The sequence below is a fragment of the Sphingomonas sp. genome (assembly GCF_019635455.1).
Lineage (GTDB): Bacteria > Pseudomonadota > Alphaproteobacteria > Sphingomonadales > Sphingomonadaceae > Sphingomonas.
On the sequence record NZ_JAHBZJ010000005.1, the window covers coordinates 37,361 to 59,491 of the forward strand.

A 22,131-nucleotide genomic window follows, 5' to 3' on the forward strand; every position below is an offset into this window, starting at 1 on the left:
TTTCATCCCCCCTTTCGCGGATCGTTTCACATCCCTAAATGCGCGCCATGAGCACCAAGACGGTTTCATCCAGCAACGCACCCGTGATCGAGAGCCGCGCGCAGCTCATCGATTATTTCGCGGGAGGCGAGAAACCGCGCGAGCGGTGGCGGATCGGTACCGAGCATGAGAAGTTCGTCTATTCGACGGCCGATAATCACGCCCCATCCTATGACGAGCCGGGCGGCATCCGCGACCTGCTGGGCGAACTGACCGCGTTCGGCTGGTCGCCGGTCGAGGAGGGGGGCAAGGTGATCGCGCTCTCCGGCCCTGACGGCACCGTCAGCCTGGAGCCGGCGGGGCAGCTGGAGCTGTCGGGCGCGCCGCTGGAGAATCTGCACGAAACCTGTGCGGAAACCGGGCGGCACCTCAATCAGGTGAAGGCGGTGGGGGAGAAGCTGGGGCTCGGCTTCCTCGGCCTTGGCATGTGGCCGGACAAGACGCGCGCCGATCTGCCGATCATGCCCAAGGGGCGGTACGGCATCATGCTGAACCACATGCCGCGCGTCGGCAGCCTGGGCCTCGACATGATGCTGCGTACCTGCACGATCCAGGTGAACCTCGATTATTCGAGCGAGGCGGACATGGCGCAGAAATTCCGCGTCGGGCTGGCGCTACAGCCGCTGGCGACCGCGCTGTTCGCCAATTCGCCGTTCACTGAGGGGAAACCCAACGGTTTCCTGTCGTTTCGCAGCCATATCTGGTCGGATACCGATGCCGCGCGGACCGGCATGCTGCCCTTCGTGTTCGAGGACGGGTTCGGGTATGAGCGCTATGCCGACTATGCGCTCGATGTGCCGATGTACTTTGTCTATCGCGACGGGCGGTACATCGACGCGGCGGGGTTGAACTTTCGCGATTTCCTGCGCGGCGAACTGGCGGTGCTGCCGGGCGAGAAGCCCACGCTGGACGATTGGGCCGACCATTTGTCGACCGCCTTTCCCGAAGTGCGGCTGAAGACGTTTCTTGAGATGCGCGGCGCCGATGGCGGGCCGTGGAGCCGCATCTGCGCGCTGCCGGCGCTATGGGTCGGGCTGCTCTACGACCAGGCCGCACTGGACGCGGCATGGGACCTGGTGCGCGACTGGGACATGGCGGAGCGCCAGGCACTGCGCGACAGCGTACCGAAACTGGGGCTGGACGCGCCGCTTCCGGGCGGCGGAAAGCTGCGCGACATTGCCGGTGAGGTGCTGGACATCGCCGGGGCCGGGCTGACGGCGCGCGCGCGGATGAACTCGGCGGGCGATAGCGAGAACGGATTTCTCGACCCGCTGCGCGACATCGTGCGGAGCGGCAAGGTGCCGGCCGAGCTGTTGCTCGATCGCTATCACGGCGAATGGGGCGGGGACGTGTCGAACATCTATGACGGGTCGCGCTTCTGAGCCGGTTGTGAGGCCGTCCAGGCGGTAAGGACGAGCTGGCGATAGACGGGCGCGAATTCGCGCTGCTCGCGCTGCGCGGCACCGTCGAAGCTGGTGTAGGTCGCCACGCGTTCCCGCCCGGCGGCGGCGACCAGCCGGAATTGCCGCAGCGCCGAGGCATAGTCACCCTGTAATCGCGCGATGACGCCGAGCATCAATTCGGTCTGAAGGCGTTCGGAATGCGTCGGCGGCAGCACCGCGCGCTGGATCTCCGCCGCCTTTTGCAGGCGGGCGATGCCGCTGTCCCTTTTGGTGCGCAGTTCGCACATGCCGATCAGGAACTGTGCGCGTGCCGCGTTGGGATGCTGTCCGCGCGCATAGGGGGTGCGGCTGTCGCTGGCGACATAGGTAAATGAATCCAGTGCCTTGCCAGCGAGAATGAGGATTTCGTCGCAGCGATCCTGCATGAACATGCTCTCCGCCTGGCGCAGTTGGGCGAGCGCGATCTCCGGATGCAGCACCGGCAGGCGTTTCGAAAGGATCGCGATCCCGGTGGCGCGCTCCTCGATCGCGCGCGTGCGCTGCCCCTGACGCTCCAGGATCGCGGCGACGGCGATCCGCGCCCGCCCGGTGAGCAGATGATCGGCGCCATAGGCGGCCGTGTAGAGATCGAGCGCGCGGGTGGCGATCGTCACCGCCTCCGGACCGGTGCTGACTTCGGCGAAATCGCGATATGCCTCGGCAAGCCGGGCGGGCGGGGCGTTCGCAGCCTGAAGCCGCGCCACGACACCGCGCTGAATCTCCAGCGCGTCGCGTGCGCGATCGATCGCCACCAGATGCCGGGCATAGGCCGCGTCGGCGTCGATCGGCAGCATCGCGTCGCGCGTCCGGATCGCCCGGGCGCGGACCTCTGCGAACATCGGTTCGGCATCGGCATATTTGCCCATCGCGCTCAGCGCGCGCGCACGGACCAGGAGCATGGCGACGATGGTGGGATGATCCTGGCCGAAGGCACGCTGCGCCGCCGGCATGGAGAAGCGCAGGACCGAGTCCGCCTGGTCCGCGGCGCCGGCGGTCATATAGGTCTCGGCCCCGCGAAGTCCGGCGGCAAGCGCCCGTTCGGCCTTGGCGGGGTTGCGGACATAGTCGGTCTGGATCGACCAGTAAGCGACGAAGCCGGATGCGGCGTCGAACAGATCGCCCTGCGCCGCCGCCGCCTGCGCGCGGAGCAGATGCGCCTCCGACATGTCGTCCCACAGCCGGCGGCGCTGGGCGGCGATGCGGGGGAAATCGGGATCGACCTGTTCCGGCTTTTTCTTCTGAAACTCCGCGCGACCGATCGCATCGTCATAGGCGTCGTCGATCGGGTCCGACACCTTAAGGACCGTCATTCGCGCGGCCTCTGCCACATCGCGCGCCTCGCGATAGCTGCCGGCGGCGAGCAGCGCGCGCGCCCATGCCATCGACAGGTCGAAACAGGCATCGGTGTCCGGATTCGCGCGTCCACAGGCGCGAGCCGCCGCCTCCAGCGACGCAAGGCTGGCGCGCGGGGGGACGGCGACGCGCTGCGCGGCCAGAATCGACTGTGTGGCGGTTGCCCCTGCCGGGCCGGCGCCCACCAGCGCAAGGGCGGGCAGGAAAAGGGCGAATAGGCGCATCGCGGCGATGCTATCACGCCGAACCGCGCAGGCGAGCGACAAATGCTGACGTCACCCGCAGGCCGGGCAGCCGGGATCCTTTGGCAGGACGAGGGTTCGAAAACGCAGCGACAGCGTGTCGGCGATGAGAAGCTTGCCCGCGCTGTCCTCACCGAACGGGACGATCGCCCGGATCACTTCGAGCGCGGCAAGGCTGCCCATGATGCCGGTCAGCGCACCCAGCACGCCGTCTTCCGCACAGCTTCCGCCATGCGCCTGGGGATTTTCGCCGACAAAACAGCGGTAGCAGGGCCGATCGCCTTCCCAGCCGCGAAAGACGCCGAGCTGGCCCTCGAAACGACCGACGGCGGCGGCAACGAGCGGGATGCGAAGCGCCAGCACGGCGTCGGCGACGGCGAGGCGCGTGGCAAAATTGTCGGTTCCGTCGAGCACCACGTCATGGCCGTCGAGCAGACCGGGCGCGCTTGCCGCGTCGATGCGACGTTCGATCGCGGTGACCTGAACATGCGGGTTCAGCCCGGCGAGCGCCTCGGCCGCCGCCCCGGCCTTGGGGATTCCGATATCGGCGGTGCGGAACAGCGTCTGGCGTTGAAGGTTGGAGGCGTCCACCCGGTCGGGGTCGATCACGCTGAGATGACCGACGCCTGCCGCGGCAAGATATTGAAGCGCGGGCGAACCGATCCCGCCCGCCCCGATCACCGCCACCCGCGCGCGCTTGAGTCGGACCTGCCCGGCGCCGCCGATTTCGGGAAGGACGAGATGGCGCGCGTAGCGGGCGAGTTCGTCGTCGCCCAGGCTCACGGCGCCCTGCTCACGAATGCCAGGCAAAGGTGACCGTCGCCCGATACCATTGCTCGGCGGTTGAGGCGCGGGCGGCGAGATTGTTGCGCGCGAAGCTGATGACCAGCCCGGCGGCATATTGTTCGACCATGCGACAGCCGATCGCGCGCGGAACGGTGGTGCGAACGCCCAGTTCGGGGTCGACGAGCACCGCGACCTCCACCCGTAGCGCGGGGCGGCCATCCACCAGCCGGCGCAGCTTGCATCGGCCCGCATAGGCCTGGGCGCGGACATAATCGTGCATCGCCCGCGTCATCTGGGGCGGCTGGCGATAGGGAAGGTCGGGCAGGTTGTTCCAATCGACGCCCGCGACCGGCTGGGGATCGGGCGTGTCCTGGCCGGTCGAACCGGCGCTGGCGAGCGACGCGACCAGCAGCAGAGGCGCGGACAGCATCACCGTCCGGTCGATCCAAAGCCGCCGGCGCCACGCGCGGTTTCGTCCAGCGTCTCGACCAGGTCGAAATCGGCGCGTTGCACCGGCGCCGGTACCAGTTGGGCGATGCGGTCGCCGCGCGCGATCGGAAAGGGCGCGTCGCCCAGATTGGCGAGAATCACCTTCACCTCGCCGCGATAGTCGCTGTCGATCGTGCCGGGCGTGTTGAGGCAGGTGATGCCGTGCTTGAGCGCGAGGCCGGAGCGTGGGCGGACCTGGACCTCGTAGCCGTCGGGAATCGCCATCGCGAAACCGGTTGCGACGGCATGGCGCGCGCCCGGCGCAAGCGTCAGCTCCTCGGCGGCAACCACGTCCATGCCGGCGGCGCCGGCGCTGGCATAGGCGGGCAGCGGCAGGTCCGCGCCATGGGGCAGGCGAACGATGCGGATGCGGATCGGCGCCAGCGTCACGATGCCGTACCCCGGGGCAGCGCCGCGGCGAGGCGGCGCGTGGCGTCCAGCACCTGTGGGTCGTCCAGCACCCTTGTTCCGCCCTTTGGCAGGATGCGGAAATCGGTGGCGATGCCCCGCAGGCTGAGCGCTTCGGCGTAGCTGCGCGCGAATTTGGCGGGCAGGGGGCCGTTATCGGCGCTGCTGACCAGTGCGGCACGCAGATCCGGCGCGATCCCGCCGGCGGTCTGCAACGGATCGAGGCTGTCGACCCTGGCCCGCCAGGGATCGGCCTGCTTCTCGCGCCCGGCCATGTAGCGCCGCCATTCGGGGAGCGCGCAGGGACAGGAAACCAGCACCATGCCGTCGATCGTGCCGGGGCGCAGACCCGCGATATTGGCGACGATCGCTGCGCCGCCGCCCTCACCGATCGCGATCACCCGCGCCTTGCGATAGCGGCTGCGCAGCGCCCGGATCGTGTCGGCGACGGCGCCCACCCGGTCCGCCGTATAGTCATCGCCCGTGCCGGTGCCGCGCACGCCGGGCGACATGTTTCCGGCGCCGTCCGAATAGCCGGGGCGCAGGATGCGGACGACCGCGCTGCCCGGCTCCGCAGCGGCGAGCGCGCCGGCAAAGGCGCTCAGGTCGATATCGGTGCGGCTGGCACCGTCGCCATGGACGATGACGAACAGGGCGGTGGCGGTGCGGGACGGCGCGCCGAGCGTCTGGGTGTACAGCGCCGGTGTCGATGACGCCGTCGTCCGCGTTGCCGTGGTGGCGCAACCGGCAAGCAGCAGCGCGGCGAGGGTCAGGCTAAAACGCATCGGCGATCCGATCGGCAAGGCGGCGCGCGACCTCGCGCTTCGACAGGGCTGGCCAGTCTTCGACGCCGTTCGCGGTGACAAGATGGATGGTATTGGCATCTCCGCCCATCACATCGCCGGAAACGTCGTTCGCGACAATCCAGTCCGCGCCCTTTCGGGTTCGTTTCGCGACGGCATGGTCGATCACGCGCTCGGTTTCGGCGGCGAAGCCGACCAGCAGGGCCGGACGCTTCGCTCCGCCGGCGAGTGTGGCGAGAATGTCGGGATTTTCGGTGAGCGACAGATGCGGTGCGTGCTCGCCCTTCTTGATCTTCTGAACGGCGGCGCTATCGGCGCGCCAGTCGGCGACGGCGGCAACCATCACCGCCGCGTCGGCGGGCAGCGCGGCATCGACCGCATCAAGCATCTCGCGCGCGGTTTCGACGTCGATCCGATCGACCCCGGCGGGGGTGGGGAGCGTGACGGGGCCGGCGACCAGCGTGACCCGCGCGCCCAGCGTCGCCAGCGCACCGGCGATTTCGAACCCCTGTTTCCCCGACGACCGGTTGGCGATGTAGCGGACCGGGTCGATCGGCTCATGCGTCGGCCCGGCGGTGACGACGACGTGCCGGCCCGCCAGCCGCGCCGACGCGGGAGGGGTGAGCGCCGCTTCGATCGCCGCGAGGATCGCGGGCGGTTCGGGCAGGCGGCCGGGGCCGAATTCGCCGCACGCCATGGCGCCCTCATCCGGCTGGAGCACGGTGACGCCATCGTTGCGGAGGGCCGCGACGTTGCGGCGCGTGGCGGCATGTTCCCACATCCGCACGTTCATCGCCGGGGCCACCAGCACCGGCTTGTCGGTGGCGAGGAGCAGCGTGGTCGCGAGATCGTCGGCGATGCCGTTGGCCATCCGCGCCAGCAGGTCGGCGGTGGCGGGGGCGACGACGACCAGGTCGGCGTTGCGGCTGAGCTGGATATGCCCCATCTCCGCCTCGTCCTTGAGGTCCCACAGGGTCGAATAGACCTGGTTTTCGGAGAGGGCGGCCAGCGTCATCGGCGTGACGAAATGTGCGCCGCCGGCGGTCAGGACACAGGTCACGTCGATGCCCGCCTTGCGCGCGAGGCGGATCAGTTCGCACGCCTTATAGGCCGCGATGCCGCCGCCGACGATCAGGAGGATGCGCTTCATCCGACGATCCCTAGCGCCGAACCCGGGTCACCACCACCCGCCGTCCGTCGAACGCGCGGGCGACGAGGTCGCGCAGCCCGTCAGGCACGAACAGCAGGCCGACGAGAAAGACCGGCGCGACCATCAATCCCCAGTAAAAGGTGTCGAGACGCGCGAAGAGGCCGATCGCGAGCGCCCAGCCGGCGAACAGTGCAAGCGCCCGCAGCGCCAGCGGGTCGCGCTGGCCGGTCCAGCCGAACAGCGTCAGCGCGATCAGCAGCGCGGCAAGGAATTGGGGCAGGAGCTGGAGCCCTGTCGCGAGCGTCATCGCCCGCACGAAGAGGCCGAAGCCGTGCAGGCCGCTCCATCCCGGCGATGTGGCGTCGAGCGGGCTGGTGACGCCATGGACGGCGACCGCATGGGCGATCAGCGCGATCGCGAACACGCCGAGCGCCGCACCCCATCCCATTGCCTCGCGTCGGCGTCCCTCCGCCAGCGCGATCGCGCCCATCGCCACGGCATAGAGCGCGGCGGTTTCGCGGATCAGCATCGCGATCAGCGCGACGGCGGCGGCCTCTACCCAGCGGTCCGGCCGTCGCAGCGCGAGGCTGAGCGCGACGAGCAGGCCGGCCCAGATCTCGTGAAAGGCGACCAGGTCGGGCTGGACGAATGCGAGCATGCCCGCGGCCAGCAGGATCGCGGCGGCCAGTCGGGCGGGCAGGCGGGGCAGCATCCGGGCGAGACGAAGGAACCAGGCGATCGTCGTTGCTGCGGCGAGCAAGAGCAGCAGGGCGATCGTCAGCGCCGGGGGCAGGGTCGCCTGTACCACCGCAAGGCCGGGCATGCGGAAGGTGAGGAAGGGCCGCAACGGATAGCCGCCGGCGCGCAGCGCATCCGCCGTCGCGCGATAATAATCCTCGCCATGCGCAACCGCGGCCACGATCGATTCGTACAGCGCGATGTCGGTCTGGCCGGTGCCGTCGATTGCGGCCGGCGGGGGCGGTGGAACCAGGAAGACGGTGAGCGACAGGAGCAGCAGCGCCGCCAGCGCCGCCAGCGCGATCCGCGCCTGCCGCCGGGAGAAGGTCGCAAACCGGCTGGGCGTCGCGAGCCAGATCGGCGCGGGGGGCTGCACGCCGGTCAGGTCAGCAGCAGCGTCGCGGCGACGCCCGCCGCCGCAGCGAAAATGGCGACCGCGGCATAGCGCCAGCCGCCACCGACCCGCACCACCTCAATCTCGCGCAGCGGCGGGGCCGGGGGCGCGCCGCCGGGATCGGGAAAACGACGCTCGATATTGCGGATCAGGCGGGGCAGGCGCGCGAGCGTCTTCAGGTCCTCCGCGATCCGGTCGGCGATGAACGCTTCCGGGCCGAGTTCGGTGCGGATCCATTCGCGGACGAACGGCGCCGCGCTGTCCCACAGGTTGATATCGGGATGCAGGCGCGTCGCCACGCCCTCCACCATCACCATCGTCTTTTGCAGCAGCAGCAGATGCGGCTGGGTCTGCATGTCGAAATCGCGGGTGATGTTGAACAGGCTGTCGAGCATCATGCCGACCGACATGTCCTTGACCGGCAGGCCGCGCATCGGTTCGCCCACGGCCCGCAACGCGGTGGCGAATTCGGCGACGTTATGATGGGCGGGGACATAGCCCGCCTCGAAATGGATTTCGGCGACCCGGCGGTAATTGCCGGTGATGAGGCCATAGAGGATTTCGGCGAGCCAGACGCGGGCGCGCCGGTCGATCCGGCCCATGATGCCGAAATCGATCGCCGCGATCCGGTCGCCGGGCAGGGCGAACAGATTGCCCTGGTGCATGTCGGCGTGGAAAAAGCCTTCCGAGATCGCCTGGCGCAGAAAGGCGCGCACCAGCGTGTTGGCGAGCCGTTCGGTATCGTGGCCGGCAGCGATCAGCGCGTCGCGGTTCGACAGCTTGATCCCGTCGATCCATTCGAGCGTCATGACCTTCCCGGTCGTGCGCTGCCAGTCGATGACGGGTACGGTGAAGTCCGGCTCCGCCTCCATCGATTCGCCGAGTTCGGAGGCGGACGCCGCTTCCCGGCGCAGATCGAGTTCGCGCGCGGTCCAGCGTTTGAAGGTTTCGATGACCAGGCGCGGGCGCAGGCGCGCGGCTTCGCCGCCCATGCCCTCGACCTGAGCTGCGGCCCATTCATAGGTGTCGATCGCGCGCGCGAATTCCGCCTCGATCCCCGGGCGCAGCACCTTTACCGCGACCTGCCGCCCGTCGGTGGTGATGGCGCGATGCACCTGCGCGATCGAGGCGGCGCCGATCGGCACCTCCTCGATGCTGGCGTACAGATCGCTCAGCGGTCGGCCAAAGCTCGTCTCCATCGCGGTGCGGATGACGGGGTAGGGGACGGGGGGGAGCGCATCCTGGAGCCGGAGCAGGTCGGCCGCCGCGGCCTCGCCGATCAGATCGGGCCGGGTCGCAAGCGTCTGGCCCAGCTTGATCGCCGCCGGGCCGATCGCCTGGAGCGCATCGGCGTAGCGCGGCACGTCCGGCACGCGCGCACCGAACCGGGCGATGCGTGCGAGCCGGCGCACGGGAAGCGGCGTGTTGCGATCACGCTCTATCCCGCGCAGCGCACCGTGCCGCGCGAGGATGCGCCCCCATTTCAGCAGGCGCCAGAGATGGACGGCGGGAGCGGTCAAATCTTCCAGCCGCTGTGAATGGCGACCAGGCCGCCCAGCATCGGTTCGACGCGGGTCTGAACGAAACCGGCGTCGCGGATCATCCCCTCGAACGTGGGCATGTCCGGGAAGCGGCGGATCGATTCGATGAGATAGCGATAGCTATCCTCGTCATTGGCGAGCAGCTTGCCGAGTTTCGGCACCAGGCGGTGCGAATAGGCGTCGTAGATGTCCGCGAAGCCCGGCCAGAGCGTCGTCGAAAATTCCAGCACGAAGAACCGCCCGCCACGGCGCAGGACGCGATGTGCCTCCCGCAGCGCGCGGGGGATGTCCGTGACGTTCCGGATTCCAAAGGCGATCGTGTAGGCGTCGAAGAAACGGTCCGGCCATTGCAGCGCCTCGGCATTCGCCTCGCTCCATACCAGGCCGTCGATCCCGCGCTTGGCCGCGCGCTCGATGCCGACCGCCAGCATGTCGGGATTGATGTCGGCGACGGTGACCGCCGCTCCCGATTCGGCCATGCGAAAGGCGATGTCGCCGGTGCCGCCGGCCATGTCGAGGATCGCCTCCCCCGCGCGCGGCTTCACCCGGCGGACGAACACGTCCTTCCAGACGCGGTGCAGGCCGCCCGACATCGCGTCGTTCATGAGGTCGTAGCTGGAGGCGACGCTGGAAAAGACGCCGCCGACGCGGCGGGTCTTCTCGTCGGGCGCGACGTCCTGATATCCGAAGGAGACGGTGTCGGTCATGCGCCTGCCCTTAGCGGCCCTTGTGGGCGGGGCAAAGCCCGCTTAGCTGGGCAAAATGCCCGAGCTTCCCGAAGTCGAGACAACCGTGCGCGGACTGGCCCCGGTGCTGGAGGGGAGGCGGATCGCCCGGGTGACGCTGCGCCGGCCCGACCTGCGCCGGCCGATGCCCGAGGATCTGGGCCAACGGCTCACCGGGGCGCGGGTCGTCGCGCTGGGTCGTCGCGCCAAATACGGGCTGATCGATACCGATCGCGGCGACACGATGATCTTTCATTTGGGCATGTCGGGGCGGTGGCGGGTCGATCCCGGCGAGATGCTGACGCACGACCATCTGGTGCTGGAGACGGAGGCGGGCCGGATGCTCGCACTCAACGATCCGCGCCGGTTCGGATCGGTCGATCTGGTCGAAACCGCCCGAATCGCGGCCTGGCCCGCCTTTGCCGCGCTGGGACCGGAACCGTTGGGGCCACAGTTCACCGCCGCGCATCTGGCGGGCGCGTTTGCCGGGCGGAGCGCGCCGGTGAAGGCGCTGCTGCTGGATCAGCGGATCGTCGCCGGCCTGGGCAACATCTATGTCTGCGAAGCGCTCCACATGGCGGGAATCGCGCCGACCCGTGCGGGCGGGCGGATCGGCGAGGCGCGGCTGGCGCAGCTGGTGCTGGCGATCCGTGCGGTGCTGGCGGCCGCGATCGAGGCAGGCGGATCGACGCTGCGCGATTATGCCCGGCCCGATGGGGAACTCGGCTATTTCTCGAAGCAGTGGCGCGTTTATGGGCGCGAGGGGGAGCCATGCCTGTGCGGCGCACCGGTGCGCCGACGCGTGGATGGCGGGCGATCGACCTTCTACTGCGCGAAATGCCAGCGATAGCGGTGCGAAGCTGCCTGCTTGCGGTTGACCGAATCGCATCCTCCCGCTAAGGGGCGCGCTTTCCCGAGGCCGGGGCAGTGGTTCCGCGCCTTTTTTCGCACAGACAGCAGGAACGAAGATTCATGGCGAACACGCCGCAAGCCAAGAAGCGCATCCGTCGCAACGCCCGCCGCGCCGAAGTCAATGGTGCGCGCGTCGGCCGCATCCGTACCTTTGTGAAGAAGGTCGAGAGCGCGTGCGAATCGGGTGACAAGGCGGCAGCCGAATCGGCGCTGAACGCGATGCAGCCGGAACTGGCGCGCGGCGTGGCGAAGGGTGTGGTTCACAAGAACACCGCGGCGCGCAAGTTCTCGCGCCTGACCAAGCGCGTCGCCGCGCTGGCCTGACGTCCCGCAAAATCAACGGTTTTCAAACCCTGCCGGACGCGTCCGGCAGGGTTTTTCGTGTGTCATCAACCACTTGGTTAACGCGCGTTGAAGATTTCGGCGGAATACCACGAGTCGCGCTGCCACATATTTGTCACGCGCTCAAAAAATCATTTTTAAGCAATGGCTTAATCGATAAATAGCGGTTTTCCGGGGAAGTCTTGAGTCAAGCCTACTTATTTCAGATTCTTTACACCCCGCCCCCTTGATCGACTCAAGAAACCGTCCCTAAAACGAACTCTCGCCGCGACATTCTCGCGTGCGAATCCAGCGAAGGTCTCAGCCCAGTGCGGATGCGATTCCGCCTGAGGGAGCCTTTTGTCTGGACAATTCGGCGCGGCGGCGGGGGCTGCCGCTTGGGGGAACGGCCCGTGTGCGGGCGAGACGGAATTGAGGGCGAGAGGATGGATCAAGCCAAGGCCTGGACACGCGTGCGTGGCAATCTGCGGCTATCCGCAGGCCAGCGGCTGTTCGACCAGTGGCTGAAGCCGATCGTCCTGATCGAAAGCGCCGATGCGGAGACGGTCCGGCTCGGCCTGCCGTCGGCATTCATGACCAATTGGGTCAAGGGCCATTATGCCGATCGGCTGTTGATGGAATTCCGCGCCCAGCTGCCCTCCGTCCGCACCGTGTCGATCGAGACGCTTGCGCGCGAGGTCCGCGAACTGACCGCAGAGGCGGCCGACGCGCCGGTGGCGCCCGCTGCCCCGGCGTCGAAGCCCGCGGTCGAGCGGCCGCGGTTCGATTCGCGCTTCACCTTCGACCGGTTCGTGGTCGATACGTCGAACCGGGTCGCGGTCAACGCTGCCAAGGCGATGGCCGAGCCGGGCAAGCCGCGGTTCAGCCCGCTCTACCTCCACAGCAACACCGGGCAGGGCAAGACCCATTTGATGCATGCGATCGGCCAGACGTTCCTCGACGCCTGTCCGGACGCGACCGCCATCTACATGCCCGCCGAACGCTTCATGTTCGAATTCGTCCGCGCCGTGCGCGAAAAGGACACGTTCGCGTTCAAGGCGCGACTGCGCGGCGTCGATCTGCTGATGATCGACGACCTCCAGTTCATCGCGGGCAAGGAATCGACGCAGGAAGAGTTCTTCCACACCGTGGACGAGTTCATGCGCGAGGGGAAAAGGCTGGTGATCGCCGCCGATCGCAGCCCGCTGGCGCTGGAGGGCGTCGAGGCGCGGCTGGCATCGCGGCTGGGCGCCGGACTGGCGGCGGACATCAAGCCCGCCGAACTGGGGCTGCGCCGCGCGATCCTGGACCGCAAGCTGGAGGACATGCCGGGCGCGAAGGTGCCGGACGATGTGCTCGACCTGCTCGCGATGCGGATTTCGAGCAGCGTTCGCGAACTGGAGGGCGCGCTCAACCGCCTGGTCGCCTATGCGCAGCTCAATGAGGAGCCGGTGACGGTCGCCTTCGCCGAAAACGTGCTGGGCGAGGCGCTGCGCGGCAGCCAGCGGCGCATCACCATCGACGAGATCCAGAAGGCGGTGTCCAGCCATTTCGACGTCAAGCAGCTCGACCTGGTTTCCCAGCGTCGCGCGGTGGCGATCGCCCGCCCGCGACAGATCGCCATGTATCTGGCCAAGCGGCTGACCACGCGTTCGCTGCCCGAGATCGGTCGCAAGTTCGGCAATCGCGACCATTCGACCGTCATCCATGCGGTCCGCCGCATCGAGGAACTGCGCGGCACCGACAGCGAGATCGACGGCGCGGTGCGCAGCCTGATGCGCCAGCTGGAAGCGTGAAGCCGCGTGGCCGCTGAGGTCGCGGTCTATCTGCTGATCGTCAACGTGCTGACTTTTCTGGCGTTCGGGCATGACAAGCAGCGCGCCATCGGCGGTGGGCGCCGGGTTCCGGAGGCGCGGCTGCTGGGCCTGGCGCTGATCGGCGGTTCACCGGCGGCGCTGCTCGCGCGTCAGGTCTTTCGCCACAAGACGCGCAAACAGCCCTTTTCCACGATCCTGTTGCTGATCGTCGCGCTACAGGCGGGCGTGCTGGCCGCCCTGGCCCTGCGCTAGACCAGCAGTCCCATCGTCTCCTGCACCTTGCGCAGCAGCGGCGCGGCAAGCGTGGCGGCGCGCTCCGCGCCCTTGCGCAATTCGGCATCGACGGCGGCGCGGTCCGCCATCAGGCGCACCATCTCGTCGCGGATCGGGCCGAGCTTCGCGACCGCGAGGTCTGCGAGCGCGGGTTTGAACGTGCCGAAACCGTGTCCGGCATATTCGGCCATCACATCCTCTGGCGTGCGTCCGGCCAGCGCGGCGAAGATGGTCACGAGATTGCGTGCCTCCGGTCGCGCGTCCAGTGATTCGAACGTGTCGCCCAGTGCTTCCGGATCGGTCTTCGCCCTGCGGAATTTCTGGGCGATCGTGTCGTCATCGTCGATCATGTTGATCCGCGCCGCATCGGACGGGTTGGATTTCGACATCTTCGCGCTCGCGTCGCGCAGGCTCATGATGCGCGGTGCCGCCTTGCTGATCAGCGGATCGGGCTGAATGAGCAGGTCGATCCCGTAGTCGAGGTTGAACTTGGCGGCGATGTCGCGCGCCAGTTCCAGATGCTGTTTCTGATCCTCCCCGACCGGCACGTGCGTCGCGCCATAGAGCAGGACGTCCGCGGCCATCAGGACGGGATAGTCATAGAGGCCGACGCTCGCGCCCTCGCGATTCTTGCCCGCCTTGTCCTTGAACTGGGTCATGCGGTTGAGCCAGCCGACGCGCGCCACATTGTTGAGCAGCCAGGTCAGCTCGCTGTGCGCCGGCACCCGCGCCTGGTTGAACAGGATCGAGCGGGTAGGGTCGATCCCGCTCGCGATCATCGCCGCGGCAATCTCGAACGTATTGTCGCGCACCGCCTGCGGCTCGATCCATTCGGTCAGGCCGTGCAGATCGGCGATGAAATACATGCTCTCGCCGCCCGCCGCCTCGACATCGTCCTGCATGCCGACCCATTGCAGAATCGCGCCGAGATAGTTGCCGAGATGGAGATTGCCGGTGGGCTTGATGCCGGAAACGACGCGCATGGGGTCTCTCTTGTGGTTCAGGCTTGTGGTTCAGGCGGCGGGACGGCGGCGCAGCAGCGCCCGCAGGTCGCCGATCCGTACCGCCCCCGTGCCGAGGCACGCGACCGCGTACACGACACAGCCCGCGCCGACCAGCGCCAGCATCGCCAGCGTGCGTACGGTCCAGCTGCCGGTAGTATAGGGCGCGAAACGATCGTTGAGAAAGAACATCACCGCGCCCATCGCCAGCGCGGCACCGACCAGCCGCCAGGCGCGGCGCGACAGTTGTGCGTCGGGATGGAAATGCCCGCGCCGTCGCAGCGCGCGATAGAGCAACCCGACATTGACCCACGAGGCGATCGCGGTGGCGAGTGGCGGCCCCATATGCTGAAGCGGCACGATCAGCGCGAGATTGAGCAGCAGGTTGACCGCGATCGAGATGGTCGCGAAGCGCATCGGCGTCTTCGTATCCGACCGGGCGTAGAAGCCGGGGGTCAGCACCTTCACCAGGATATAGGCGGGCAATCCCACCGAAAAGGCGGCGAGCGCCTGCGCGGTGTGGATCGTGTCGCTGCGGGTGAAGGCGCCGTGCTGGAACAGCGCGGCGATGATCGGTCCGCCACAGATCACCAGCGCGGCGGTGGCGGGCAGGGTGAGGAACAGCGCCAGTTCGGCGCCGCGATTCTGTGTCGCCATCGCCTCATCGTCCTTGCCCGCGCCAAGTTGGCGCGCGATCGTCGGCAGCAATACGGTGCCAAGGCCGATGCCGATCAGGCCGAGCGGCAGCTGGTTCAGCCGGTCGGCATAATAGATGTAGGACACCGACCCTTCGGCCAGCAGGCTGGCGGCGAGCGCGGTCGAGATGACGAGATTGATCTGCACCGCGCCGGCCCCCGCCGCCGCGGGCGCGATGAGCGACATCAGCTTGCGCACGTCGGGGCTGAGGCGCGGCATCTGAATGCGCAGCCGCACGCCCGCCGAACGACAGGCGAGGATCAGCCAGACCAGCTGGGCGGCGCCCGCAACCGTGACCGCGATCGCCTGGTTACGCGCGGTGACGAGTACATCGCTGTGATGGAAACCCAGCAGGGCGATGATGAGCGTCAGGTTGAGCAGGATCGGCGCGGCGGCGTTGACCCAGAAGCGGTGAAGCGAATTGAGGATGCCGCCGAGCAGCGAGACGAGGCTGATCAGCAGCAGATAGGGAAAGGTGATGCGCGAGAGTTCGACCGCAAAGGCGAACTGATCGGGCGTCACATCGTTGAACCCGCCGGATAGCGCCCATACCACCGGCCAGGCGGCGATCTCCATGATCGCGGTGAAGCCGATCAACACGGGCAGCAGGACCGACAGTGATTCGTCGGCAAAGGCGAGGGCGGCGCGCGTGTCGCCGTCCGCCTCGCCCACCTTCTTGCTGAACATCGGCACGAAGGCGGCGCTGAACGCCCCTTCCGCGAACAGGGCGCGGAACAGGTTGGGGAGGCGGAACGCGATCAGAAAGGCGTCGGAGGCGAAGCTCGCCCCGACGAAGCGGGCGAACAGCGAATCGCGAACCAGTCCGAGCACCCGGCTGGCGAGCGTCAGCCCGCCGATCGACCCCAGCGCCCGGACGAGATTCATGGCGGCCCGCCCCCTGTACGCCGCGTCAGGCCTGGCCGGCTTCCCCGGCCTCGCCCTGCGCGCGATGCTGTTCGAGCTGCTGGTAATAGAGGCCGTTGAAATCGATCGGTTCGAGCATCAGCGGCGGGAACCCGCCGTCGCGCACGGCATCGGCCAGCACGCGGCGCGCGAACGGGAAGAGCAGGCGCGGCGCTTCGCCGAGCAGGAAGGGCTGCAACGCCTCGTCCGGCACGTTGCGCACGCCGAACAGCCCGGCATAGGACAGGTCGATCACGAACGCGACCTGATCGTCGATCTGTGCGCGCACGTCGATTTTCAGCGTCACTTCATGCACGCCCTCGCCGACTTCGGCGGCGCCGATGTTGAACTGAACGTCGAACGCGGGCTGCGCCTGTGCCTGATAGATGGCGGGCGAGTTGGGATTCTCGAACGAAAAATCCTTCACATATTGCGAGATGACACCGACCGAAGGCGCGGTGTCGGCGCCGTTCGCCAGCGGCTCGCCATTGGGCGCTGCGTTTTCCGGCTGATCCATTTTCGGGTAAATCCTTTGCGTCTGGGATATAGTCGCGGCGATCCGCGTTCGAGTGATCGTCGCGCCTAGCAGGGGCGTTGACCGGTTTCAACGGTGGCGCGAACGCGGTGTCGGTGGTGGCGTTCATCGTACATTTGAATCAGGCGCGTATCCTGCCTATGTGGAAATGGAAACGAGGTGTCGCACGTGTTCTTTGTCGTTCTCTTCGCCGCCATCGCCGCATTTCTGGCGCTGAGGCTTTATTCGGTGCTCGGCAAGCGGACGGGCCATGAACAGCCGTTGCCGCGCCCGGCGGAGGAGCGCGTCGGCGCGCCGCCGATGCCGCGCACGATCGACATCCCTGCCGAAGCGCGCGAAACCGGCCCGCGCACCGTAGAGAGCGGTGCCGAAAGCGGGCTGCGCGCACTGGTGGCGGCGGATTCGTCTTTCGACGTCAACCAGTTCGTGGAGGGCGCGAAGTCGGCCTATCGCATGATCCTGGAGGCGTTCTGGAAGGGCGACCGTGAGACGCTGGGCTGGCTGGTCGAGGATGAGGTGCGCGACAGTTTCATTGCCGCCATCGACGCGCGCGAGGCGGCGGGCGAAACGCTCGACAATCGTCTGATCTCGATCGAGCAGGCGGCGGTGTCCGATATCGCGGTCGAAGGTCGGATCGCGCGGATCACAATGCGGTTCGACGCCGATATCGCGGCAGTCACGCGCGACCGGGACGGCAATGTGATCGCCGGGTCGCTGACCGACGCGATCGAGACGCACGATGTCTGGGTGTTCAGCCGCGACCTGCGCAGCAACGACCCGAACTGGAAACTGAGCGACACCGACGAAGCCTGAACCGGCCGCGGTCACGATAAGAGGGAGGCTCTATGCGCGCCTGGGGGGTCGCGGCGCTGGCCGTGCTGTTGAGTGCATGCGCGTCCGGCGTGGTGCCGCCCGGTCGCCCACAACCGGTCGGGCGAGCGCCGATCCCGGGCAATGTCCCGGTACGCCAGCCTGTCGCCGCCACGCCGATCGCCCCGATCCCGGCGCCCGCCGCGCCGGCGACCGCGCTCACGGCCTCCGCCGCCGGGCTACTGGCGGGGCCGCCGGTCGATCGCCTGCCCATCACCATGGCAGCGGCGGCGCGCGGGCTGGATGCGTTCAAGCTGAGCTGTCCGGTGCTGACCCGGCGCGCCGATGCCAGCGGGCTGACCCGCCCGCAAGACTGGCGCGCGGCGTGCGATGCGGCATCGGGGGTGCAGGAGCGCGAGGCCACGTCGTTCTTTGCCCGTTATTTCGAGGCGGTACAGGTGGCCGATGGAAAGGCCTTTGCGACCGGCTATTTCGAACCGGAAATCGCCGGATCGCGCACCCGGCGTCCCGGCTATGACGTGCCGATCTATGGCCGGCCCGGCGATCTGATCGACGTCGATCTGGGCGCCTTTTCGGACGGCCTGGCCGGCAAGTCGATTCGCGGGCGGGTGGAGGGCGCGAAATTCGTCCCCTATTACGACCGCACCGCCATCGAACAGGGCGCGCTGGCCGGGCGCGGACTGGAAATCGCCTGGGCGGCGGATCCGGTCGAGCTGTTCTTCCTCCAGATCCAGGGATCGGGGCGGCTGCGCTTGCCAGACGGATCGGTGATGCGGATCGGCTATGCGAGCCAGAACGGGCGCGATTATACCGGAATCGGCAAGCTGATGCTCGACCGGGGGCTGCTTCAGCGCGGGCAGGCGTCGATGCAGGGGATCATGGCGTGGTTGCGTGCGAATCCCGAACAGGGTCGCGCGATCATGCGCGAGAACAAGAGCTACGTCTTCTTCCGCGAACTGACCGGCGCGGGGCCGCTGGGTGCGCTGGGCGTGCCGGTGACCGGACAGGGGAGCGTTGCGGCCGACCCGAAATTCGTACCGATGGGCGCGCCGGTATTTCTGTCGATGGATCGGCAGGATGCGACCGGCCTGTGGGTGGCGCAGGATACCGGCGGCGCGATCAAGGGGACCAACCGCTTCGACACCTTTTGGGGCGCGGGCGCGGATGCGCGCGCGATCGCCGGCGGCATGGCCGCGCGCGGAACCGCGTGGCTGTTGCTGCCGCGCGGCACTCTGGCGCGGCTGGGCGTCGCGGGCAATTGATGCGGGCCTGCGGTCGCGTCGCGCGCCGGACGGCCGCGCGGTGACGCCCGAAGAACGCGCGCTGTGGGCGCGGGTGACCTCGACGGTCAAGCCGATCGCGCGAAACCGGGCCGATGCGCCTGCGCCGCTCGCGCCTCCCGTTCGCGTTCATGCGCCGGGCGTCGCGCCGCCCGTCAAGCTGGCAAAGGCGAGCCCACCGCCGCCGCGCGTGCCACCGGCCGCGCGTCCGGTGCAGGACACGCTCGATGGCGGATGGGACCGGCGCCTGGGCCGCGGCATGATCGGACCGGATGCCAGCCTGGACCTGCACGGTCACACGCTGGAGAGCGCGCATGCGATGCTGGAGGCGGGGCTGGCGCGAGCGATCGCGCGGGGCGACCGGCTGTTGCTGCTGATCACCGGCAAGCCGCCGCGTCCGGATGCGCGCGGCCCCTATGCCCGTGGCGCGATCCGTGCCGCGGTGCCGGGATGGATCGCGGCGTCGCCGCATGGCGACCGTATCGCGGCGGTCCGCAACGCGCATCCGCGCCATGGCGGGCAGGGTGCGCTCTACATCGTCCTGCGCCGGGATCGGCAGGTATCGCGACTTAAATCTTAACCAATGACCCCTAGCATTGCCGGTTGTCGCCAGTGGGGGCGGGCAAACGGAGGGTCGCGACGTCGCGATGAACGGATTTTCGCTCAAGAGCCGTGCGATCGCGTTCGCGATCTGCGCCGGGGCGTTCGTGTTCATCCTGGCGCTCGCTGCGACGTCGCGCGGGCATTATGACGTCGCGAGCGCCGCTCGCGCACTGATCGCCGCGATCATCTGCGCCGCGATGTGCTGGGCCTATGCCGAACGCTCGATCGCAGTGACGGCGGAAGCGATCGATGCGGCGATCGATCGGCTTGCCCGCGCCGCAGGGGGCGATCTGGAGAGCGAAATTCCGCCCCAGGTCGCGGAATGCGTGCCGCCGCTGGCCGAGGCGATGAACGGGTTGTTCCAGCAGCTTCACGCCAATCTTGAGAGTGTTCAGCGGCTGGCGCTGTTCGATCCGGTGACCTCGCTCCCGAACCGGGTGCATTTCCGCCGCAGTTGCGAGCGGATGCTGGCCGATATGCCCGCCGACACGATGGCGGCGCTGTTCTTCATCGATCTCGACCGCTTCAAGGCGGTCAACGACACGCTGGGCCATGCGGTCGGCGATCAGCTGCTCGCGATGGTCGCCAACCGTCTGCGCGCGGTGGGCGATCGGTTTTCGGTCGAGGATGCGCAGGGACCGTTGATCGGCCGCTTGTCCGGTGACGAGTTCACGATGTTCTTCCCAACCCTCGCCCAGATCGGCGACGCGGACCGGGTGGGACGCGCGATCCTGTTCGCGCTTTCCGAAACCTTTGACCTGGCCGATCAGGAGGTATCGATCGGCGCATCGGTGGGGATCGCGATCCGGCCGGTCCACGGCACCACGCTGACCGATCTCATGCGCGCCGCCGACGCGGCGATGTACCACGCCAAGGCGCAGGGGCGCGGCCGGGCCGAGCATTTCACCGAACGGCTGGCCGCCGAGATCGCCGAACGGGCGCAGCTGGAAAGCGACCTGCGCGGGGCGGTGGAGCGTCAGCAGTTCGAGCTGGTGTATCAGCCGCAGGTCGGCGTCGCCGGCGGCGGGATCGTCGCCGCCGAAGCGTTGCTGCGCTGGCGCCATCCGGAGCGCGGCCTTTGCCTGCCGGCGACGTTCATCGACAGGGCCGAGGAGACCGGCCTGATCGTCGAGATCGGCGAGTGGGTGATCGAGAATGTCGCCGCGACCATCGCCCGCTGGGGCGAGATGGGGATCGAGCAGCGGATGGCGGTGAATATCAGCCCGCGCCAGCTCGACCATGCCGCCTTCTTCCACCGGCTTCGCGCCGCGATGCAGGCGGCCGGTGCGCCCGCGCATCTGCTGGAGATCGAGATCACCGAAACGCTGGCGATGCATTGTTCGAGTGACGTGATCGAGGCGATCGCCGCGCTGCGCGCCGACGGGGCGACGATCGCGGTCGATGATTTCGGAACCGGCTATTCCAATCTCGCGCGGTTGCGTGACCTGCCGCTCGACCGGGTGAAGCTGGACCGCAGCCTGGTCGAGCATGTCGCCACCAGCGCCGAGGCGCGGACGATCGTCCAGGCGGTGATCGGCCTGATCCACGGGCTGGGCTGCGAAGTCGTGGCGGAGGGGATCGAGACGGCCGCGCAGTTGGAAGTGCTGCGCGTGATCGGATGCGACATCCTCCAGGGATTCTACATCGCCGAGCCGATGGCAGAGGCGGAATTCCTGGAATGGGCGCGGCAATTGCCCGCCTACCCGACCCGCGCCGCCGGCTGATCAGGCGAAGACGCGCCGCAGAATCTCTGCATAGATCGAGGTCAACCCATGCAGGTCGTCGATCGCCACCGCCTCGTCCAGCTTGTGCATCGTTGCGTTGAGCAGGCCGAATTCCACCACCGGGCATAGCCGCGACAGGAAGCGCGCGTCGGACGTTCCGCCACTGGTCGACAGATCGGCGGTCACCCCGGTTTCCGCGCGGATCGCGCCGCGCACGATTTCCGAAAGCGGGCCGGGTTCGGTCAGGAACGCCTCGCCATAGACGCGGCCATGGACACGTGCCGCCGGCGCGTGGCTGTGGACGATCGCCTCGATCCGTTCGACCAGATCCGCACCGCGATGCAGGTCGTTGAACCGGATGCTGATCCGTGCGGCGGCGTGTCCGGGAATGACGTTGGTGGCGCGGTTGCCCACCGCCAGATCGATGATCTCGATATTCGATGGCTGGAACCAGTCGGTTCCCCGGTCCAGCACGATCGCGTCGATCTCCGCCAGCGCGCGGACGAGCCGCGGGACCGGATTGTCGGCGAGATGGGGGTAGGCGACATGCCCCTGGCGTCCGGGAAGGTCGATGTCGATGACGGTCGATCCGCGCCGCCCGATCTTGATCGTGTCGCCCAGCCGGCTGGTGCTGGTCGGCTCGCCGACCAGGCACATATCGGGGCAGATGCTCGCCGTCGCCATCCGCTCCATGATCGCAAGCGTCCCGAACGTCGCCGGCCCTTCCTCATCGCCGGTGATCAGCAGGCTGAGCGTGCCGGTTGCGGGAAGGCGCGCAGTCGCGGCGGTAAAGGCGGCGATCGCGCCCTTCATGTCCACCGCGCCGCGCCCATAAAGCAGGTCGCCGCGAATTTCGGGGACGAATGCGTCGCTCCCCCAGCCATCGCCGGGCGGCACGACGTCGAGATGGCCGGCAAAGGCGAAATGGGGTCCCGGCCCCGCCCGGCGCACCGCCAGAAGATTCTCGACCGGCCCGTCGGGCGCGTCGCCGGCGACGAACCGGTCGATGGCGAAACCCAGCGGGCGCAGCGCATCGGCCAGCACGTCGAACACAGCGCCGCGCGCCGGCGTCACGCTGGGCGCGGCGATCAGGGACTTGGTGAGTTCGACGACGTCGGGCAAGGA

Annotated in this window: 22 protein-coding genes; 9 read left to right on the forward strand and 13 right to left on the reverse strand. The window is 68.2% G+C overall.

Annotated elements, in window-relative coordinates; all coding sequences use genetic code 11:
- The first annotated feature begins 47 nt into the window (after positions 1-47).
- Entirely contained in the window at positions 48-1,421 is a 1,374-nt protein-coding gene (locus KF783_RS07945; protein ID WP_294078030.1) for a glutamate--cysteine ligase, read from the forward strand.
- Here KF783_RS07945 and KF783_RS07950 read toward each other — a convergent pair.
- Genes KF783_RS07950 through KF783_RS07990 form a run of 9 tightly spaced genes read right to left on the reverse strand, consistent with a single transcriptional unit; the run spans position 1,400 to position 10,092 of the window.
- Positions 1,400-3,058 (reverse strand): tetratricopeptide repeat protein, encoded by a 1,659-nt coding sequence (locus tag KF783_RS07950; RefSeq protein WP_294078032.1) that lies wholly within the window; start codon positions 3,056-3,058, stop codon positions 1,400-1,402. The two genes, KF783_RS07945 and KF783_RS07950, sit on opposite strands and share 22 nt — an antisense overlap.
- Before the next feature lie 51 nt (positions 3,059-3,109).
- Positions 3,110-3,859: a molybdopterin-synthase adenylyltransferase MoeB gene (gene moeB, locus KF783_RS07955; protein ID WP_294078034.1), complete on the reverse strand. Its 750-nt coding sequence runs from the start codon at positions 3,857-3,859 to the stop codon at positions 3,110-3,112.
- A gap of 10 nt (positions 3,860-3,869) precedes the next feature.
- The gene (locus tag KF783_RS07960; protein ID WP_294078035.1) at positions 3,870-4,292 is read right to left on the reverse strand and encodes a hypothetical protein; all 423 of its coding nucleotides are present in this window, start codon (positions 4,290-4,292) and stop codon (positions 3,870-3,872) included.
- Positions 4,292-4,741: a dUTP diphosphatase gene (dut, locus tag KF783_RS07965; RefSeq protein ID WP_294078037.1), complete on the reverse strand. Its 450-nt coding sequence runs from the start codon at positions 4,739-4,741 to the stop codon at positions 4,292-4,294. Before dut ends, KF783_RS07960 begins: the two co-directional genes overlap by 1 nt.
- Entirely contained in the window at positions 4,738-5,544 is an 807-nt protein-coding gene (locus tag KF783_RS07970) for a hypothetical protein (protein ID WP_294078039.1), read from the reverse strand. Before KF783_RS07970 ends, dut begins: the two co-directional genes overlap by 4 nt.
- The gene (gene coaBC, locus KF783_RS07975; protein ID WP_294078041.1) at positions 5,534-6,712 is read right to left on the reverse strand and encodes a bifunctional phosphopantothenoylcysteine decarboxylase/phosphopantothenate--cysteine ligase CoaBC; all 1,179 of its coding nucleotides are present in this window, start codon (positions 6,710-6,712) and stop codon (positions 5,534-5,536) included. Before coaBC ends, KF783_RS07970 begins: the two co-directional genes overlap by 11 nt.
- A gap of 10 nt (positions 6,713-6,722) precedes the next feature.
- On the reverse strand, positions 6,723-7,826 hold the full coding sequence (locus KF783_RS07980) for a hypothetical protein (protein WP_294078042.1): 1,104 nt from the start codon (positions 7,824-7,826) through the stop codon (positions 6,723-6,725).
- A 5-nt stretch (positions 7,827-7,831) separates the two neighbouring features.
- Positions 7,832-9,364 (reverse strand): 2-polyprenylphenol 6-hydroxylase, encoded by a 1,533-nt coding sequence (gene ubiB / locus KF783_RS07985; RefSeq protein ID WP_294078044.1) that lies wholly within the window; start codon positions 9,362-9,364, stop codon positions 7,832-7,834.
- Positions 9,361-10,092, reverse strand: coding sequence for a class I SAM-dependent methyltransferase (locus KF783_RS07990; protein WP_294078045.1), 732 nt, complete (start codon positions 10,090-10,092; stop codon positions 9,361-9,363). Before KF783_RS07990 ends, ubiB begins: the two co-directional genes overlap by 4 nt.
- Positions 10,093-10,147: 55 nt before the next feature.
- On the opposite strand from KF783_RS07990, the gene mutM reads away from it, so the two are divergent.
- The 4 genes from mutM to KF783_RS08010 all read left to right on the forward strand — a co-directional run bounded on the left by mutM (position 10,148) and on the right by KF783_RS08010 (position 13,412).
- On the forward strand, positions 10,148-10,960 hold the full coding sequence (gene mutM, locus KF783_RS07995; protein ID WP_294078047.1) for a bifunctional DNA-formamidopyrimidine glycosylase/DNA-(apurinic or apyrimidinic site) lyase: 813 nt from the start codon (positions 10,148-10,150) through the stop codon (positions 10,958-10,960).
- A 122-nt stretch (positions 10,961-11,082) separates the two neighbouring features.
- Positions 11,083-11,346: a 30S ribosomal protein S20 gene (rpsT, locus tag KF783_RS08000; RefSeq protein WP_294078049.1), complete on the forward strand. Its 264-nt coding sequence runs from the start codon at positions 11,083-11,085 to the stop codon at positions 11,344-11,346.
- A gap of 443 nt (positions 11,347-11,789) precedes the next feature.
- Positions 11,790-13,139, forward strand: a complete 1,350-nt coding sequence (gene dnaA, locus KF783_RS08005; RefSeq protein WP_294078050.1) for a chromosomal replication initiator protein DnaA — start codon at positions 11,790-11,792, stop codon at positions 13,137-13,139.
- Positions 13,140-13,145: 6 nt separating this feature from the next.
- Positions 13,146-13,412 carry a DUF1294 domain-containing protein gene (locus KF783_RS08010; protein ID WP_294078051.1) on the forward strand — a complete coding sequence of 89 codons (267 nt, stop codon included), beginning with the start codon at positions 13,146-13,148 and terminating at the stop codon, positions 13,410-13,412.
- Here KF783_RS08010 and trpS read toward each other — a convergent pair.
- From trpS to secB, 3 genes are read right to left on the reverse strand one after another with little or no spacing between them, the layout of a single operon-like run.
- A complete protein-coding gene (gene trpS / locus KF783_RS08015; protein ID WP_294078052.1) occupies positions 13,409-14,416 on the reverse strand; it encodes a tryptophan--tRNA ligase in 1,008 nt (335 codons plus the stop codon). The genes KF783_RS08010 and trpS overlap by 4 nt on opposite strands.
- Positions 14,417-14,446: 30 nt before the next feature.
- Complete coding sequence (gene murJ / locus KF783_RS08020; protein WP_294078054.1) at positions 14,447-16,015, reverse strand: murein biosynthesis integral membrane protein MurJ; 1,569 nt, start codon at positions 16,013-16,015, stop codon at positions 14,447-14,449.
- Between the two features lie 25 nt (positions 16,016-16,040).
- The gene (gene secB, locus KF783_RS08025; RefSeq protein WP_294078056.1) at positions 16,041-16,550 is read right to left on the reverse strand and encodes a protein-export chaperone SecB; all 510 of its coding nucleotides are present in this window, start codon (positions 16,548-16,550) and stop codon (positions 16,041-16,043) included.
- A gap of 186 nt (positions 16,551-16,736) precedes the next feature.
- Between secB and KF783_RS08030 the strand changes: the two genes are divergently transcribed.
- From KF783_RS08030 to KF783_RS08045, 4 genes are all read left to right on the forward strand, one after another.
- The gene (locus tag KF783_RS08030) at positions 16,737-17,381 is read left to right on the forward strand and encodes a Tim44/TimA family putative adaptor protein (protein WP_294078347.1); all 645 of its coding nucleotides are present in this window, start codon (positions 16,737-16,739) and stop codon (positions 17,379-17,381) included.
- Positions 17,382-17,413: 32 nt separating this feature from the next.
- Positions 17,414-18,661 carry a murein transglycosylase A gene (locus tag KF783_RS08035; RefSeq protein ID WP_294078058.1) on the forward strand — a complete coding sequence of 416 codons (1,248 nt, stop codon included), beginning with the start codon at positions 17,414-17,416 and terminating at the stop codon, positions 18,659-18,661.
- Positions 18,662-18,701: 40 nt separating this feature from the next.
- Entirely contained in the window at positions 18,702-19,259 is a 558-nt protein-coding gene (locus tag KF783_RS08040; protein ID WP_294078060.1) for a Smr/MutS family protein, read from the forward strand.
- Between the two features lie 67 nt (positions 19,260-19,326).
- Entirely contained in the window at positions 19,327-21,006 is a 1,680-nt protein-coding gene (locus KF783_RS08045) for an EAL domain-containing protein (protein WP_294078062.1), read from the forward strand.
- On the opposite strand, the gene dapE is transcribed toward KF783_RS08045, so the two are convergent.
- The gene (gene dapE / locus KF783_RS08050) at positions 21,007-22,128 is read right to left on the reverse strand and encodes a succinyl-diaminopimelate desuccinylase (RefSeq protein ID WP_294078064.1); all 1,122 of its coding nucleotides are present in this window, start codon (positions 22,126-22,128) and stop codon (positions 21,007-21,009) included.
- Positions 22,129-22,131: the final 3 nt, after the last annotated feature.

Excerpts from the sequence above, each read along its gene's own strand:
- KF783_RS08035 (WP_294078058.1), top strand. The coding sequence starts at position 17,414 with ATGCGCGCCTGGGGGGTCGCGGCGCTGGCCGTGCTGTTGAGTGCATGC.
- rpsT (WP_294078049.1), top strand. The coding sequence starts at position 11,083 with ATGGCGAACACGCCGCAAGCCAAGAAGCGCATCCGTCGCAACGCCCGC.
- KF783_RS07970 (WP_294078039.1), bottom strand. The coding sequence starts at position 5,544 with ATGCGTTTTAGCCTGACCCTCGCCGCGCTGCTGCTTGCCGGTTGCGCC.
- trpS (WP_294078052.1), bottom strand. The coding sequence starts at position 14,416 with ATGCGCGTCGTTTCCGGCATCAAGCCCACCGGCAATCTCCATCTCGGC.
- dnaA (WP_294078050.1), top strand. The coding sequence starts at position 11,790 with ATGGATCAAGCCAAGGCCTGGACACGCGTGCGTGGCAATCTGCGGCTA.
- KF783_RS07945 (WP_294078030.1), top strand. The coding sequence starts at position 48 with ATGAGCACCAAGACGGTTTCATCCAGCAACGCACCCGTGATCGAGAGC.
- coaBC (WP_294078041.1), bottom strand. The coding sequence starts at position 6,712 with ATGAAGCGCATCCTCCTGATCGTCGGCGGCGGCATCGCGGCCTATAAG.
- KF783_RS07960 (WP_294078035.1), bottom strand. The coding sequence starts at position 4,292 with ATGCTGTCCGCGCCTCTGCTGCTGGTCGCGTCGCTCGCCAGCGCCGGT.
- KF783_RS07990 (WP_294078045.1), bottom strand. The coding sequence starts at position 10,092 with ATGACCGACACCGTCTCCTTCGGATATCAGGACGTCGCGCCCGACGAG.
- murJ (WP_294078054.1), bottom strand. The coding sequence starts at position 16,015 with ATGAATCTCGTCCGGGCGCTGGGGTCGATCGGCGGGCTGACGCTCGCC.
- KF783_RS08045 (WP_294078062.1), top strand. The coding sequence starts at position 19,327 with ATGAACGGATTTTCGCTCAAGAGCCGTGCGATCGCGTTCGCGATCTGC.
- KF783_RS07950 (WP_294078032.1), bottom strand. The coding sequence starts at position 3,058 with ATGCGCCTATTCGCCCTTTTCCTGCCCGCCCTTGCGCTGGTGGGCGCC.
- secB (WP_294078056.1), bottom strand. The coding sequence starts at position 16,550 with ATGGATCAGCCGGAAAACGCAGCGCCCAATGGCGAGCCGCTGGCGAAC.
- mutM (WP_294078047.1), top strand. The coding sequence starts at position 10,148 with ATGCCCGAGCTTCCCGAAGTCGAGACAACCGTGCGCGGACTGGCCCCG.